At 48.3% G+C, this 14,941-nt stretch carries 11 protein-coding genes and 1 pseudogene; 6 read left to right on the forward strand and 6 right to left on the reverse strand.

Annotation, left to right across the window (positions count from 1 at the left end):
* Positions 1-90 precede the first annotated feature (90 nt).
* The 4 genes from M3650_RS19165 to M3650_RS19180 all read left to right on the forward strand — a co-directional run bounded on the left by M3650_RS19165 (position 91) and on the right by M3650_RS19180 (position 3,606).
* A complete protein-coding gene (locus tag M3650_RS19165) occupies positions 91-957 on the forward strand; it encodes a glycosyltransferase family 2 protein (RefSeq protein WP_251576971.1) in 867 nt (288 codons plus the stop codon).
* A gap of 113 nt (positions 958-1,070) precedes the next feature.
* Positions 1,071-2,210, forward strand: a complete 1,140-nt coding sequence (locus tag M3650_RS19170) for a DegT/DnrJ/EryC1/StrS family aminotransferase (protein WP_251576972.1) — start codon at positions 1,071-1,073, stop codon at positions 2,208-2,210.
* Positions 2,207-2,848: an acetyltransferase gene (locus tag M3650_RS19175; RefSeq protein ID WP_251576973.1), complete on the forward strand. Its 642-nt coding sequence runs from the start codon at positions 2,207-2,209 to the stop codon at positions 2,846-2,848. The genes M3650_RS19170 and M3650_RS19175 overlap by 4 nt, the downstream gene beginning before the upstream one ends.
* 341 nt (positions 2,849-3,189) lie before the next feature.
* Positions 3,190-3,606: a class I SAM-dependent methyltransferase gene (locus M3650_RS19180; protein WP_251576974.1), complete on the forward strand. Its 417-nt coding sequence runs from the start codon at positions 3,190-3,192 to the stop codon at positions 3,604-3,606.
* A gap of 22 nt (positions 3,607-3,628) precedes the next feature.
* On the opposite strand, the gene M3650_RS19185 is transcribed toward M3650_RS19180, so the two are convergent.
* Positions 3,629-4,153 (reverse strand): hypothetical protein, encoded by a 525-nt coding sequence (locus M3650_RS19185; RefSeq protein ID WP_251576975.1) that lies wholly within the window; start codon positions 4,151-4,153, stop codon positions 3,629-3,631.
* A 222-nt stretch (positions 4,154-4,375) separates the two neighbouring features.
* Entirely contained in the window at positions 4,376-4,609 is a 234-nt protein-coding gene (locus tag M3650_RS19190; protein WP_251576976.1) for a hypothetical protein, read from the reverse strand.
* 636 nt (positions 4,610-5,245) lie between these two features.
* On the opposite strand from M3650_RS19190, the gene M3650_RS19195 reads away from it, so the two are divergent.
* Positions 5,246-7,870, forward strand: coding sequence for a hypothetical protein (locus M3650_RS19195; RefSeq protein ID WP_251576977.1), 2,625 nt, complete (start codon positions 5,246-5,248; stop codon positions 7,868-7,870).
* Between the two features lie 389 nt (positions 7,871-8,259).
* Here M3650_RS19195 and M3650_RS19200 read toward each other — a convergent pair.
* Positions 8,260-8,748: pseudogene (locus M3650_RS19200) on the reverse strand (YdeI/OmpD-associated family protein); the annotation flags it as partial.
* Between the two features lie 1,229 nt (positions 8,749-9,977).
* On the reverse strand, positions 9,978-11,480 hold the full coding sequence (locus tag M3650_RS19205) for a thiol-activated cytolysin family protein (RefSeq protein ID WP_251576978.1): 1,503 nt from the start codon (positions 11,478-11,480) through the stop codon (positions 9,978-9,980).
* Between the two features lie 434 nt (positions 11,481-11,914).
* On the opposite strand from M3650_RS19205, the gene M3650_RS19210 reads away from it, so the two are divergent.
* Entirely contained in the window at positions 11,915-12,103 is a 189-nt protein-coding gene (locus M3650_RS19210) for a YgaP family membrane protein (RefSeq protein ID WP_251576979.1), read from the forward strand.
* 251 nt (positions 12,104-12,354) lie between these two features.
* Here M3650_RS19210 and M3650_RS19215 read toward each other — a convergent pair whose 3' ends face one another.
* Together M3650_RS19215 and M3650_RS19220 are read right to left on the reverse strand one after the other, a co-directional pair.
* Complete coding sequence (locus M3650_RS19215) at positions 12,355-13,251, reverse strand: LysR family transcriptional regulator (protein ID WP_251576980.1); 897 nt, start codon at positions 13,249-13,251, stop codon at positions 12,355-12,357.
* Positions 13,252-13,397: 146 nt separating this feature from the next.
* On the reverse strand, positions 13,398-14,936 hold the full coding sequence (locus tag M3650_RS19220; protein WP_251576981.1) for an acyl-CoA carboxylase subunit beta: 1,539 nt from the start codon (positions 14,934-14,936) through the stop codon (positions 13,398-13,400).
* Positions 14,937-14,941 lie beyond the last annotated feature (5 nt).

A 14,941-nucleotide genomic window follows, 5' to 3' on the forward strand; every position in this document is an offset into this window, starting at 1 on the left:
ACAATTCGCTTGAGACCGCATAGTCTGAGAGGTAGAAATCCTATCGTGCAATGCGGGACACAACTCATTTTTAAGAAAGGTGGAGTTATCTTGGAACATCCGTTGGTCAGTGTCGTTATTCCCGCTTATAACCGGCCCCATACGCTAAAAATCGCTATCGACAGCGTACTTGAACAAACCTACCCGAATATCGAAATCGTCATTTGCGACGACAGCTCCAATAACGAAGTGCAACAAATGCTGGAAGCAGCTTATTTGCCGTCTTATCCCCAGATTAAATATCATAAAAACGAGAAAAACCTTTTTCTTGAAAACTGGCACAAATGCTTCGACCTCGCCTCGGGGGAATATATCAATTACTTGATGGATGACGACGTATTTCATAAAGAAAAGATCTCCAAAATGCTTTACTTTTTTAACGAATTCGAAAACATCACGCTAGTCACGTCCTACCGGCAAACCATTAATGAATCGGGGAGCTTTCTTGCGCCTATCGCCGCAACGGTCAGACTCTACGAAGAGACAAGAGTGATGGATGGAAAAACGCTGGGGAACATCGCATTAACCCGCTGCTTAAATGTGATCGGCGAACCGACGACCGTATTGTTTAAAAAAGCGGACCTTACCGAACCGTTCGGGGTATACCGCGGGAAGCAATACTCGCTGATCAACGATATGGCTGCCTGGTTATCTCTCTTATCCAAAGGAAAAGCGGTTTATCTTCCGGAAGCGCTCAGCTATTTTCGATTACATGCCAGCCAAAACAACAGCGCGCTTGGCTTTAAAGCGTTCAGCGAATGGCTCGATATCACGATCGCCTCCAGAGAGGAGGGGTTTCTTGAAACGGAGGAGTTGTACAAAACCGCCCTTCTTGCTTACCGCGTACGCGTGCAGGGGTATCCGCAATTTGTAGCAGACATTCAGCGGATCGATACGATCTTGAATACGATAGAATGAGGCCCGCGAAAATCTGAGAGCCAGGTATTCGCCGTTCCCCCCGTTCATGGGGTTCATACTCTAAGGTATACACATTGATTGGAAAAAGGATTCCAGTGAGAAGAGGTTGCCTCATGTATGAAATTCCGTTCTTGCGACCGAATTTAGTCAAAAAGGAGCGGTTGCTTTCTTATTTTGAAAAAATAGAAGCAAGCCGGATTTACTCCAATTACGGACCCTTAAATCATCTGTTTGAAACGCGCGTGATTGCCCAAATGTTCGGCGGCATCGGCGCAGCCGTGACGGTGCATAACGCTACTCTCGGGCTGATGCTGGCGATTTCGCAAAGCAAGCGGCCCCGGGGCAAATATGCGGTGATGCCCAGCTTTACTTTTGCAGCGACCCCTCTTGCCGCCGAGTGGTGCGGGCTTGAGCCATATTTCCTGGATATTGAACCGGACGATTGGCAAATGAACAGAGCGCAAGTGGCGGAAACGGTCGAGCGGCTGGGCGAGCAGATCGCGGTCGTCGTCCCTTACGCCACTTTCGGTTCGGCTATCGATTTATCCATCTACGATAAACTGCTGCAGGAAGGAATTCCGGTCGTCATCGATGCGGCTGCCAGCTTTGGAACGACCGCTGTGGAGGATGCCGCACAATTCGGCAAAGGCTTCGGTGGAGCCGTGGTGTTCAGCTTTCACGCGACCAAAACGTTTGGCGTCGGAGAAGGCGGACTGGTGTATAGCGCGGACCAGGATCTCATTCAGCGAATCCGCCGGGCCGGCAACTTCGGCTTCTCCAGCTCCAGGGAATCCGTATTGTTAGGCTTAAACAGCAAAATATCGGAATATACCGCCGCTATCGCCTTGGCCACTCTTGAAGGGTTCCAGGCAGTACAGGAGAGAAGAAAAACGATCATTGGCTATTATCGCCGTGAACTGCAGCAGCAGGATTTAATGCAGCGGGAATGGTCTGTCCAAAAGAAGCAAGGCCGGGTGCCCCTGCAATTTTTCTCTATGCTGAGCCCGGACCCTCCCGGCAACCGGGAAGTCATCCGGCGGTTAGCCTCCCATTCGATTGAAGCCCGGACTTACTTCTCCCCCGCATGCCATCAGCAGAAGCAGTTTCAAAGCTACCCCCATTCCGATCTTCAGGTGACGGAACGGATTGCAGACCGTATTATCAGTCTGCCCCTCTGGGAGGAAATGAATGAGGCCACCGTTGGGCGGATTGTGAAGGTGCTTGGAAGCATTACCGAGGGGAATGCCATATGAGAAAGATCATCATCTGGGGATCGGGCGGACACGCCCGCGAGGTCAACTGGCTTTGCGAAGAGATGGGAGTGCGGGTGCTGGGGTTCGTGGACGAACGGCCTGAAATGAAAGGCCAACTGGTGAATGGAGTTCCCGTATTGGGAACGCTTGACGATATCGAAGCGATGCGGCATGAGATCGAGATTGTTTGTGCCGGGGTCGGAGCCCCGGCATTAAAGAAGCGGTTCGCTTACGATACCATCCGGTCGGGATTCCGCATCGCAGACCCGCTGATCCATCCGCGTGTCCGTTTGTCGAGGAGAGTTATCGTGGGGCAAGGCAGCATGATCTGCGAAGGGGCCATCCTTACCGATAATATCCGGATCGGATGCCATGTGATCATCAATCGAAGCGCCAACATCAGTCATGATACGGTCATTGACGATTATGTCACCATTGCCCCGGGTGTGAATCTGGCGGGCAATGTGGCCGTGGGCGAAGGATCCTACATCGGCATCGGCTCCTCGGTTCGGGAGAAATGCCGCATCGGCTGCTGGTCTATGATTGGTGGCGGAGCCTTTGTCAAAGGCGATATCCCTGACTTTACTATGGCTGCGGGGGTGCCAGCCGTCATCAAAAAACGGCTTGATAAGAATTAGGAAAGGAGAAAAATCATTTGGTTGATTATCTCAAATACGAGGGTCCTTACTATTGTCCTTATTGCAATAATACAATTGTACGTTTTCGCCCGTGGCCGGATATTTACGATTTTCCCAAGTGCCAGTATGAAATGTGGAACAAGCTGACCGCCATGTGTCCCGTGTGCTCCTCTTTCGACAGGGAAAGGTTGTATAAATTCTATATTGAAAGGGTAACGGATTTGCTCGTAAGGCCGCAAAAATTACTGCACATTGCACCCGAGAAAAATTTAAGAGAATGGTTAAAAGGATATCCGAACATTTCCTATATATGCGGCGATTTAATGCCTCAGGATTCGGAAATGGAACGGGTGGACTTAACGGCTATGCCTTACGCTGACGAAACATTCGATGCTGTTATTTGCAGCCATGTACTGGAACATGTTACCGAAGATCACAAAGCGATGGGAGAAATCTACCGCGTATTGAAACCGAACGGCTGGAGCATTCTGCAAGTGCCGATCGCTTTAAACTTCGAGGAGATTCTAGAGGACCCGGCGGTGACCTCGCCGCAGGCAAGAAAAGAACACTTCGGCCAAGACGATCATGTACGCATTTATAATCGGAAAGGATTCGTTGGCCGATTGGAAGCGGCCGGGTTTCATGTCGTTTTATTTAATTTGGCGGAAAAATACGGCATCGAGGAAGCAAACCTGTACGGTTTATCCGAGAAAGATACGCTGTATATCGGGACCAAGCAGACTGTTCCTGAACCATGAATCGACTGTCCCCCAATTGCGATTAATAGCAAAGTGCCGGCTTCCGCTTGGGAGACGGCTTTTTTTGCGGGTGAACGGGCGAAGTCTTGGTTGCTTCCGGGAAGCCAAGTGATGGTGACAACGGCCCCTTCCCGTAGCCGACATCGAAGCCTTGATCGGGGGAATCGCCGGTAAACCATATCGCCGTGCGGATGCCGGCCTTCCGATGGCACGGACGGTATGCCGTTAGGATGAACGCCAATTCACCATTCTTGTATGAGCCCCTTTCCCGATAGATAAAAGCCCCCTGATGCGCGTGAATGATATCGGCGTCCAGCGAAGTGACCCCTTCTTTCACATACAACAATCCCGCACCGGTCCCCATCCTGAGGAAAAAACCCGCGGGGATATGCTCGCACGCACCGACGTGGTAGCCGTACGCGGAGCCCTGCTTAAGCCCTTCCCTCAGACCATAGCCGGGCGGGATCTTTGGTTCCCGACCCGTCGTGTCGTCTTCTTCCCCCCTCATCGTTCCGGCTAAATAAAGCTGTGCGGGTTGACGTCCCAACTGACAGCAAATTAATCGTAATTGCGGCGGATCGGCATCTTCCCCTGTTCCTCGCTTTCCTTGCCAAAGCTGGCGCTGTCGTATGGTATGCGAACGTATCTACCCCGATTTTTAACTGAAATCGGGCCAATCTGGCCCAGTAGCAGTAATCGTCATCCTCAAAATGGCCTGGCGTAAACAGTTCGTCCACAAACCAGATCGACTCCATCAGCTCGAGTTTGCTCAGAAAGTAAAATACAACAAGCTCGATACGAATGGTGTCGGGAATAGCGAGTCGCTTCCCGCCACATTCTTGCAGTTTGTTACTTCGGAATGTCGGTTCAAGGCAACGTCCATCCCTTGCTCAACTGACTGGATGAACGGAATCAGCACCCCCGTCGAAATGACCATGTCTTCGTCGAGGAACAGCACGATTTCCTCCCCGGGCTTCTTTGGTGCAGATGCTTTTGCAGACATTGTGACCGAGCGCTTCCCCAAAGCTGCTCCCTTCGTGCCGGCGTACTTTTCTCGTTAAAAACAGGTTACCCGGCAAATCAAGCTTAGACGGCATTTCATAATATACGATTTCACCTCTGCAAAAGCCGAGGCTCGCTGCGCATTACCACATACTATATTAAAGGCTTCACTATCTTAAGTTTTTTGGGAGTGGAGCTGCATCAGTATACGGAGGTGACATCCAGTTGACCGAATCAGCATTTAGAGCTCGTGCGAGTGCAGATCAAGTTATTATACAACCAGGACCGTTCAATTTATTCTTTCAAACCGTTGAGTATGATTTGAACGGCGAGTACAACCCAGCGGTTTCTACCTTCGTCGCGAGCGAGGGTGGCGTGTATACGATAAGCGTCAGCCTTTTGCTTCTGGCGGACCCTCTAGTGGAATTCATTGCGCTCATATTGGAAGGACCTAACAACTCAGGTAAAATATTCTTTTCAAATACGAATCAACCTGGTGTGGGTTTCACAGTAAACTTCACCGCTCAAATGAATTTCGCTCCGGGTGACAGTTTGAGGGTACTTCTTGTACCCAACGCCGGAGTGCTTGGAGTAGTAGCCGATCCTATTTATACTCATTTGGAGGCTGCACGGACAGATGGAGCAGTTGGGCCGACAGGACCTCAAGGACCTCAAGGACCTCAAGGACCTCAAGGACAGCGCGGAGTTCAAGGCTTCCAAGGACCTCAAGGCACTCAAGGACCTCGGGGCGCTCAAGGCGCTCAAGGACCTCAAGGACCTCAAGGACAGCGCGGAGTTCAAGGCTTCCAAGGACCTCAAGGCACTCAAGGACCTCGGGGCGCTCAAGGCGCTCAAGGACCTCAAGGACCTCAAGGACAGCGTGGAGTTCAAGGCTTCCAAGGACCTCAAGGCACTCAAGGACCTCGGGGCGCTCAAGGCGCTCAAGGACCTCAAGGACCTCAAGGACAGCGCGGAGTTCAAGGCTTCCAAGGACCTCAAGGCACTCAAGGACCTCGAGGCGTTCAAGGCGTTCAAGGGCCTCAAGGCGTTCAAGGGCCTCAAGGCGCTCAAGGACCTCAAGGCGTTCAAGGGCCTCAAGGCGCTCAAGGACCTCAAGGACCTCAAGGCCTTCAAGGACCTCAAGGCGTTCAAGGGCCTCAAGGCGTTCAAGGGCCTCAAGGCGTTCAAGGACCTCAAGGTGTTCAAGGGCCTCAAGGCGACCAAGGACCTCAAGGTGTTCAAGGGCCACAAGGCGACCAAGGACCTCAAGGCGTTCAAGGGCCTCAAGGCGCTCAAGGCACTCAAGGACCTCAGGGCGAACAAGGACCTCAAGGTGATCAAGGACCTCAAGGCGTTCAAGGACCTCAAGGTGATCAAGGACCTCAAGGTGACCAAGGACCTCAAGGTGACCAAGGACCTCAAGGTGACCAAGGACCTCAAGGACCTCAGGGCGAACAAGGGCCACAAGGCGACCAAGGACCTCAAGGACCTCAGGGCGAACAAGGGCCACAAGGCGACCAAGGACCTCAAGGACCTCAGGGTGAACAAGGGCCACAAGGCGACCAAGGACCTCAAGGACCTCAGGGCGAACAAGGACCTCAAGGTGATCAAGGACCTCAAGGTGACCAAGGACCTCAAGGCGACCAAGGACCTCAGGGCGAACAAGGGCCACAAGGCGACCAAGGACCTCAAGGACCTCAAGGCGACCAAGGACTTCAAGGCGCTCAAGGACCTCAAGGCGATCAAGGGCCTCAAGGCGATCAAGGGCCTCAAGGTGATCAAGGACCTCAGGGCGACCAAGGACCTGAAGGGGCAACTGGCGCTCAAGGGCCTCAAGGCGATCAAGGACCTCAAGGGGCAACTGGCGCTCAAGGACCTCAAGGCGATCAAGGACCTCAAGGTGAGCAAGGACCTCAAGGTGATCAAGGACCTCAAGGTGAGCAAGGACCTCAAGGTGATCAAGGACCTCAAGGCGAACAAGGACCTCAAGGTGATCAGGGGCCACAAGGTGACCAAGGACCTCAAGGTGAGCAAGGACCTCAAGGTGATCAGGGGCCACAAGGTGACCAAGGACCTCAAGGTGAGCAAGGACCTCAAGGTGATCAGGGGCCACAAGGTGACCAAGGACCTCAAGGTGACCAAGGACCTCAAGGTGACCAGGGACCTCAAGGTGATCAAGGACCTCAAGGTGATCAAGGACCTCAAGGTGATCAAGGACCTCAAGGTGATCAAGGACCTCAAGGTGATCAAGGACCTCAGGGCGACCAAGGACCTCAAGGTGACCAAGGACCTCAAGGCGACCAAGGACCTCAAGGGGCAACTGGCGATCAAGGGCCTCAGGGTGACCAAGGACCTCAAGGCGTTCAAGGACCTCAAGGTGATCAAGGACCTCAAGGTGATCAAGGACCTCAAGGCGTTCAAGGACCTCAGGGCGACCAAGGACCTCAAGGGGCAACTGGCGATCAAGGCGATCAAGGGCCTCAAGGCGATCAAGGACCTCAGGGCGACCAAGGACCTCAAGGCGATCAAGGACCTCAAGGCGTTCAAGGACCTCAAGGTGATCAGGGGCCACAAGGTGACCAAGGACCTCAAGGGGCAACTGGCGATCAAGGGCCTCAAGGGGCAACTGGCGATCAAGGGCCTCAAGGTGATCAAGGACCTCAGGGCGACCAAGGACCTCAAGGGGCAACTGGCGCTCAAGGGCCTCAGGGTGACCAAGGACCTCAAGGGGCAACTGGCGATCAAGGACCTCAAGGCGATCAAGGACCTCAAGGTGATCAAGGACCTCAGGGCGACCAAGGACCTCAAGGGGCAACTGGCGCTCAAGGGCCTCAGGGTGACCAAGGACCTCAAGGCGTTCAAGGTCCTCAAGGTGATCAAGGACCTCAAGGTGACCAAGGACCTCAAGGTGACCAGGGACCTCAAGGGGCAACTGGCGCTCAAGGGCCTCAAGGCGATCAAGGGCCTCAAGGTAATCAAGGACCTCAGGGCGAACAAGGACCTCAAGGGGCAACTGGCGCTCAAGGGCCTCAGGGTGACCAGGGACCTCAAGGACCTCAAGGTCAGCAAGGACCTCAAGGTCCTCAAGGTCAGCAAGGACCTGAAGGGCCACAAGGGCCTCAAGGTCAGCAAGGACCTGAAGGGCCACAAGGGCCTCAAGGTCAGCAAGGACCTGAAGGACCACAAGGGCCTCAAGGACCACAAGGGCTGCTTTAAGGCGAAACTGACGTACCCGGGCCGTAATGATCTTTATTTAAAATAGATAAGTTCCGCCAATATAAACTGGCTGCCGAGGGTTCTCTCGGCAGCTTTTTTTACCTATAGCTGGAAACTGTAAAAAAGCGAGGGATACATCGTGTTCAATCCTATACCTTAATCACCAAGCGTTGCGGAAAAAGAGAATTTGCCTTTGCATGATTGTAAAAAAATGAAAAGCGAATTACTTCAACCATATTGTACTTTCCTGATCTTCAATTGCCGCGATAACAAAAGAAACACATCGGCTCAAGTTGACGATGTGTTTTAAGTCCCTAGAGCTTATCATTTACATTGTTAGTCTGGACACAAATTGATCAACATATGGCATCCGCCCTCAATGTTATGTTTGATTAATCTATTTTAATCTATTTTCTCATCGAATATACTAATCATTTAATCCCTTAATCCCTTTCCATTGAGAATTTGCTGCATACATTTTTCAACTCTTGACTCTCGAGTTTTGGATTGTTTGGGTTCAGAAAAATAAAGAATGTATGCTCTTTGCCGTCCCGGCGTCAATGCTTCAAAAGCAGTTTTCAAGGCAGGGATTTCATCGAGTTTATTTTGAAATTCTTTCGGAATGTTAAATTCTGTCGTCTTCTTAAAATTCACTTCCAAACCGGTTTTTTCAACTTCAATGGCTTCATAAATATAGGCTTTCAAGATGGTTTCCATTTCGACGATTTCTTGAAGATTGGTGAACCGAATCTGGCGCGCCGCCTGTACATTCTCCATTTGTTGGATTAGAATCCCATGGGCATCCTGTAACAAGGCACCTTTGTGAAACAGAAGCGCACAATAGTCTTTAAATCCATGTATTAAAACTATGTTTTTTTTCTCAAACGTGTAACAAGGATGTATCCACTTAAATTCTTCGGTCAATATGATCGGCTACTTGAATCACATCGGGGTCGTGTTCGACGACAATGACAGTATTGTCTTTATAGCACAGTTTTTGCAGCAATTAGCGTCCCCCATAAGTGAAACTTATTCAGGTTCCAAACTTTCCAAATGACTAACTCCTAATTAGACACCATTTAGTGACGCTTTGATTATAGGTCACCATTTGGTGTCGTATCAATCTCCTTAGGGGGAGCAAATTTCAATATAATATTTGATATTTGTTGTGTACTGGGAGGATCTCCTTTGACTAAAAAAGCATTGGATCGTTTTATTCGATAATGAAGACACCTCAATGATTCACTTTTATTAGAGACCACAAATCATGAGGACTACATTTCTATCACTGTACAAAAGGGAAAATCCGTGATTATTCTGCCTTTACTAATTCAAATCTTCTTCATTCTTTCTGTTATGATATGATTTTGATTTAATGCTTTCACCTTGGATGTACTGTTACTATTAAAATAATCATGAATTTCTTTATTTTTTCGAATCGTATTTTGATGGATTCCCAATCCTTCTGGGTCTATTTCTTTAGATTTGTCTGAAACCGTTCAGGTTATTCCCCCAACAACCTTTGACATAGTACCAACTTTTTCTCGGCAATTCCCTTTTGAATATCAACATAAGAGATCCAGTTTTCTTATCAGCGCTAATGCCAAGTGATTTGCCCACGGGAATCCTACACATTGCTGGACAAAATACTTACGGTTCCATCCCCTCATAAAACTCATTCAACCAGTCTTGTCTATCCTCGGAGCTATCTACTTCGAATGCTGTGAAAATTGCCGGCTTCACGATCTAAGAGCGCGTCTGATTTCACGTATTTGATCAATAGTTTTAATGTCTCCGGGGAAATTCGAATGAACTTAATTCTAGGACTTCAAATAAGCAATAACGGAGCTCTCACTGATTCTGTTGACTTGATCGTGATAATATTCTGTTAGGGGGATGAACGCTTATATCTCTGGGGCTGTCCCAAAAGTAACTAGAAATAAACAGGGACGCCCCTTTTCTCAAAAATGTAAAACAAAAAGAAACCGTTCTTTAGTAAGATGGAAGTACCACCCACAATTTGCTCAAGTGGGCAACGATGAAGCAAAAAGGTCGAGTTCGGGAGCAAATGTAGCCCCTAACTCGACCTTTTTTTCTAATCTAACGGTTATCTCACAGGTAGTTACTTTTGGGACAGCCCCTTTCAGAAATGACTAGTGACTGATGGCTGCTGACGGATATAACGTTGTTCCCCAAATCGAAACTTTTATATTGCTGGTTAACGGAACGTTAGGTTCATCTAAAATTGTTCTCCACCATTCCCAGGCAAGACCTGTACATTCTCTTGCAAAAATTTTGATGTTCTTGGCATTAGGCGGAAGTGGAATCTCTGTCGAGAAATGCGCTGTTTTATCTTGCCAATTACCTTCCCAAGTTTTATGAGTAATGATTTCTTGTCCATTTTCATCAAAAGTAAACTCGTCCCAAGAAACTTCAAACTGAGCTACATATGCACCGCTATGATCAAGCGTTATTTTACCTTTCGTATATTCTGTCGTTTTCGTCTCGATATAGTCTGTATTGTTGTGAACCGCAGCTATGGAATTGTCTTTCAAGAAGACACTGGTATATGAAATAGGGTATGCTGGATTCTTACTGCTAAATTCTGCATTGTCCTTGATTACATTTTGGATGACATCGAAGTCTTTTGAGACGATCTGGTTATGTGTTTGTGCATCGCCGCCTAATACAACAGCAGTAAACGAACTGTTTTCATAAATATCTTTGTACTGTCCGCTAGCTTGTATGCTAGGATTATTGAGCAATAATTTAAATGCTGTTTGTACATCGCTGCTCTTTGAGGTCGTCTCTAATTTCACGTAAATGGTTCTGCCATAAGCTACGTTAGATACCATTAGTGGCGGAGCCTCATTACTTACCCCTTTACGGACTAATTCAGCAAACGTCACACTGTCATCAAACAAGTCTGATGGATTGTTAGGAAGCGCTGCACTTACGGTATAAAAGATTTGCTTATAAGCAGCAACCATCACTTTTTTCTCGCCGCTTGCAACCGCGTTAAAGTCGATTCCGAGCGTACCGTTAAGCACTTTAGAGTTCACATTCAGTGCACTGGCAATTTGATTTTGACTGTAAACCATGGATTCTGCGTACTGTAATCTCGCAGGCAGTGTATGCGTGCCGGAATACTTCTCACCCCAAGTAGACACGAGCTGATCAACGGCACTAGAAACACTTCCATAAGTTGGATTTTGGACGGTAATTGTATTTTCACTCTTCAACCCAGGCAGATCAATGCTAATATCTAATGGTTTTCTCGCGGCCATGACCAGACTAGGCTGATTATCCGCAAAATCCTGATTTGCAAGCTGTATTGCGCCTGGATAAGTACGATTCGTGATCGAATCAATAATTGAAATATCTACGGGTGAGGTTGTGAGCGATTTTTTATCCCGTTCAACCACAATAAATTTACCATTGGACTGGGTGCCTTGTTTGGGAACAAAACTACTGATTTGATCGCCTTTTACGGCCAAAACTTCATTGCGATCATAATTTAGGCTTGCGATCCCGGCATCAATGTCATTAAGTTCGTTTGTTGCAGCGAATGAAATACTCGAATAAGTAAACACATGTAAACCAATTAATAGACTTACGAGCACTTTTATTCCTTTACCATGTTGTAGAATCTTCATAAAGATCTCCTCCTTTGATGTAAAAACTGTATCGGTATTTTGGTATAAAATTATGAGATTTCTATAAAAATTACAAAGCTCAGTAACTTTTATAACACTAGTTATAATTTTTTGAGTCTAATTGATTGGCGATCTTCTTGACGTCTGGCAAATGGCAGTCATGAGTGCTCGCTCTAAGATTTTTTCCTGTATGGCAAACCTTTTACGTAAGAGGGCATGAAAAAGCTTCACTGATTGGCTGAGAGTAAGAAGGGAGACAAAAGGACACTGTTCCTCGCCCAATGCAAATGCAACGGCTAAACGGTAGTGACAATATATCGTCAATAAGTGCTAGCCAATCTATTCCACGCATGAGAATGCATCTTATCTCAAACAATAACTTGCGGCAACTCTAAGTATAAGCAAATTGACTTTAACTTACGGAGGTGTAGAACTTGAACTGTAACGTTGGTAAAACGGAACAAGCGATTCGAATTACAATTGGAGCTGCGATCGTCTTTGCGGGACTGTATTACAGAAGCTGGTGGGGACTAGCTGGATTGGCTCCGATAATTACAGGCACAACCCGATATTGTCCGGCGAATGCGGTCTTTGGAATACAAAATTGCAAAGTTAATCATTGATCCATTTCGTTTTTATATTTTCCGTATTCAAATGACACATGGTTGAAGTTTCCGACAATGGGTCTAAAACCTTGTTATTAGGTTTTGGACTCCCCTTCCTACTTGTTCCCCAACTCCTTGGGACAATCAATATGTCAGGCTTAGGGCATGTAGCGAAGGTATAGGTTGGTTGGGTCGATACTTAGATCTCCTATTGCTTTTACAGGGCAGCCATTTTCCGCTAGCTGAGTGCTTCCCGCCCACAGCCCCGTTCATAATCCCGGTTGATTCGGCGGATTGGCCTGGATATAGGCAATAAACTCCCGGGATGCATAAGAAAGGTATTTATCCCGGGGATAAATAAGCGCCAACTCCCAAGCAATCTGCGGATGGGAAATCGAAACGGTATGAACGGCAAGATGATGCAAACGGTTCGACATCGATCTGGGGATCAATGAAATTCCTAATTGAGACGCCACCATCTCGCAGCAGAAATCCCACAGGGAGGTCATATGAGCCACCTCTGGTTGGAACCCGGCCTGCAAGCATGCTTGCCAAACTACGTCATGAAGGGCGAATTCCTTGGTGAACAGAACAAACGGCTCATTCTTTAATTCGACTAAACTGACGGATTTTCTTCCGGCAAGCCAGTGGTGACTGCTTACAATGACAACCAGCTCTTCAGATAACAATGAAACCGTTCCATACAGCCGAGTGTTCACCGGCAACACAGTGACCCCAAAATCGATATTTCCTTGCTCCATCTGCATCTCTACTTGTTTGGCGCTGTATTCTACCATTTGAATCTCAATCCTGGGATATCTCTTCTTGAATCCGGCAATTATTTTTGGGAAAAGCAATGCGCTGATTGTAGGCATTATTCCCATCTTCACTTTTCCTCTTTGTACTTGAACCAGCTCATTAACAGAAGAAGATAACTCCTCCAGCAGTTGCAAAATGTTTAAAGCCTTCTCGTTAACCAGCTTTCCTGTATCCGTGAGTACAGCCTCCCTCTCGGAACGGTCAAGCAAAGTAACTCCCAATTCGTCTTCGAGGCTTTTGATCATCTTACTGATGGATGGCTGAGAAACAAACAGGACCTGCGAAGCTTTTGTAAAATTTTTATGTTTGGCTACTTCTACAAAATAATGAAGCTGTCTAATATCCATTTGATCCGGATCTGCCTCCTTCCCCTATTGGCAAAGCGGTATCCAAACCATTCATCCTCTGGCTCAAGATTATGATATGCCGTCCACGCAAAAAACAGCACCGGCGCGCCGCTAAACGCTTGGTGCTGTTTGGAAATGCCAGCGAATTAAACCGGATATACCGGGTGCTTCCGCTCAGAGAAGACGACAACCTTTGATGAATAAGCCTCCAATCGATTCACTAACTCGTCACGCAACGAATCGGCCGGAATAATCCCGTCAATAATCATTTCGGAGGCTAGCCGGTAAATATCAATATCCTGCTTATATTCCTCCCGCTTTTGTTCGATAAAAGTGGCCCGCTCGTTTTCAGGCAGTTGAGCAATTTTATTCGCATAGACGGCGTTGACCGCAGCTTCCGGTCCCATCACCGCAATTTGAGCCGTAGGCAATGCGAGACAGCAATCCGGTTCAAACGCAGGACCAGCCATCGCATAGAGGCCTGCTCCGTATGCTTTACGGACGATCACCGAGATTTTGGGCACGCTCGCTTCGGACATGGCAGAAATCATTTTCGCGCCATGGCGGATAATTCCTGCCCGCTCCACCTTGGTGCCGATCATAAAACCGGGAACGTCGGCGAGAAACAGAAGCGGGATATGAAACGCGTCGCAAAGGGTAATAAATCTGGCTGCCTTATCCGCCGAATCGTGAAACAGCACGCCTCCTTTAACCCGCGGCTGATTGGCAATGATCCCAACCGGATTTCCGTTCATTCGGGCCAATCCCGTAATCAGTTCGCCGGCGAACAGCTTCTTAATCTCAAAGAATGACCCCTCGTCAATAATCCGGTCAATCAGGTCATACATATTAAACGGGGCATTCTGATTGGATGGGATGATTTCTTCTAATGAGTGCTCAAAGCATTGTGGTGCCGCTGCTTCCACGACCGGCGGTTTTTCGGAATAATTAGCGGGAAAATAGGAAAGATATCGTCGTGCCATCGAAATGGCTTCTTCTTCGTTGTTGGCCAGCACATCACCGCATCCGGATACCGAGCAATGCATGCGCGCGCCACCCATTTCTTCTAACGTAACCTTTTCTCCGATAACCATCTCCGCCATCCGCGGGGAACCGAGATACATGGATGCATTTCCATCCACCATAATCACGATATCGCAAAATGCCGGAATGTATGCTCCGCCTGCAGCCGAAGGACCAAAGAGCAGGCAGATTTGAGGAATTTTACCCGACAATTTGACCTGATTGTAAAAAATACGGCCAGCCCCGCGCCTGCCAGGGAACATCTCGACCTGGTCCGTAATGCGAGCACCTGCTGAATCCACGAGGTAAATCAATGGCACTCTCATTTTGTCGGCCGTCTCTTGTATTCGAATGATCTTCTCTACCGTACGCGATCCCCAAGAACCGGCTTTTACGGTGGAATCATTGGCCATCACACACGCGATTCGCCCGTTAATCTTTCCAATCGCCGTAACCACGCCATCCGCCGGAAGGTCTTCTGCCACACAGTTGGCAAATAACGCATCCTCCAGCTCGAAACCCGGATCAAACAATAGCTTCAGACGGTCGCGAACAAATCGTTTTCCTCGTTCCGCATTCTTTTGATGATAAGCCTGCGCCCCCCCTTTGAGGATCCGTAAACTACGTTCCTGCAGCTTCTCCGGATTTATTTCCATGGACATCCCCT

This window comes from Paenibacillus sp. MER TA 81-3 (assembly GCF_023713585.1).
In the GTDB taxonomy this organism is placed as follows: domain Bacteria; phylum Bacillota; class Bacilli; order Paenibacillales; family Paenibacillaceae; genus Paenibacillus_B; species Paenibacillus_B profundus.

Bases quoted from the DNA above. Each gene is read 5' to 3' on its own strand.
- M3650_RS19170 (WP_251576972.1), top strand. From the start codon at position 1,071: ATGTATGAAATTCCGTTCTTGCGACCGAATTTAGTCAAAAAGGAGCGG.
- M3650_RS19175 (WP_251576973.1), top strand. From the start codon at position 2,207: ATGAGAAAGATCATCATCTGGGGATCGGGCGGACACGCCCGCGAGGTC.
- M3650_RS19180 (WP_251576974.1), top strand. From the start codon at position 3,190: ATGGAACGGGTGGACTTAACGGCTATGCCTTACGCTGACGAAACATTC.
- M3650_RS19190 (WP_251576976.1), bottom strand. From the start codon at position 4,609: ATGTCTGCAAAAGCATCTGCACCAAAGAAGCCCGGGGAGGAAATCGTG.
- M3650_RS19195 (WP_251576977.1), top strand. From the start codon at position 5,246: ATGGAGCAGTTGGGCCGACAGGACCTCAAGGACCTCAAGGACCTCAAG.
- M3650_RS19205 (WP_251576978.1), bottom strand. From the start codon at position 11,480: ATGAAGATTCTACAACATGGTAAAGGAATAAAAGTGCTCGTAAGTCTA.
- M3650_RS19215 (WP_251576980.1), bottom strand. From the start codon at position 13,251: ATGGATATTAGACAGCTTCATTATTTTGTAGAAGTAGCCAAACATAAA.
- M3650_RS19220 (WP_251576981.1), bottom strand. From the start codon at position 14,936: ATGTCCATGGAAATAAATCCGGAGAAGCTGCAGGAACGTAGTTTACGG.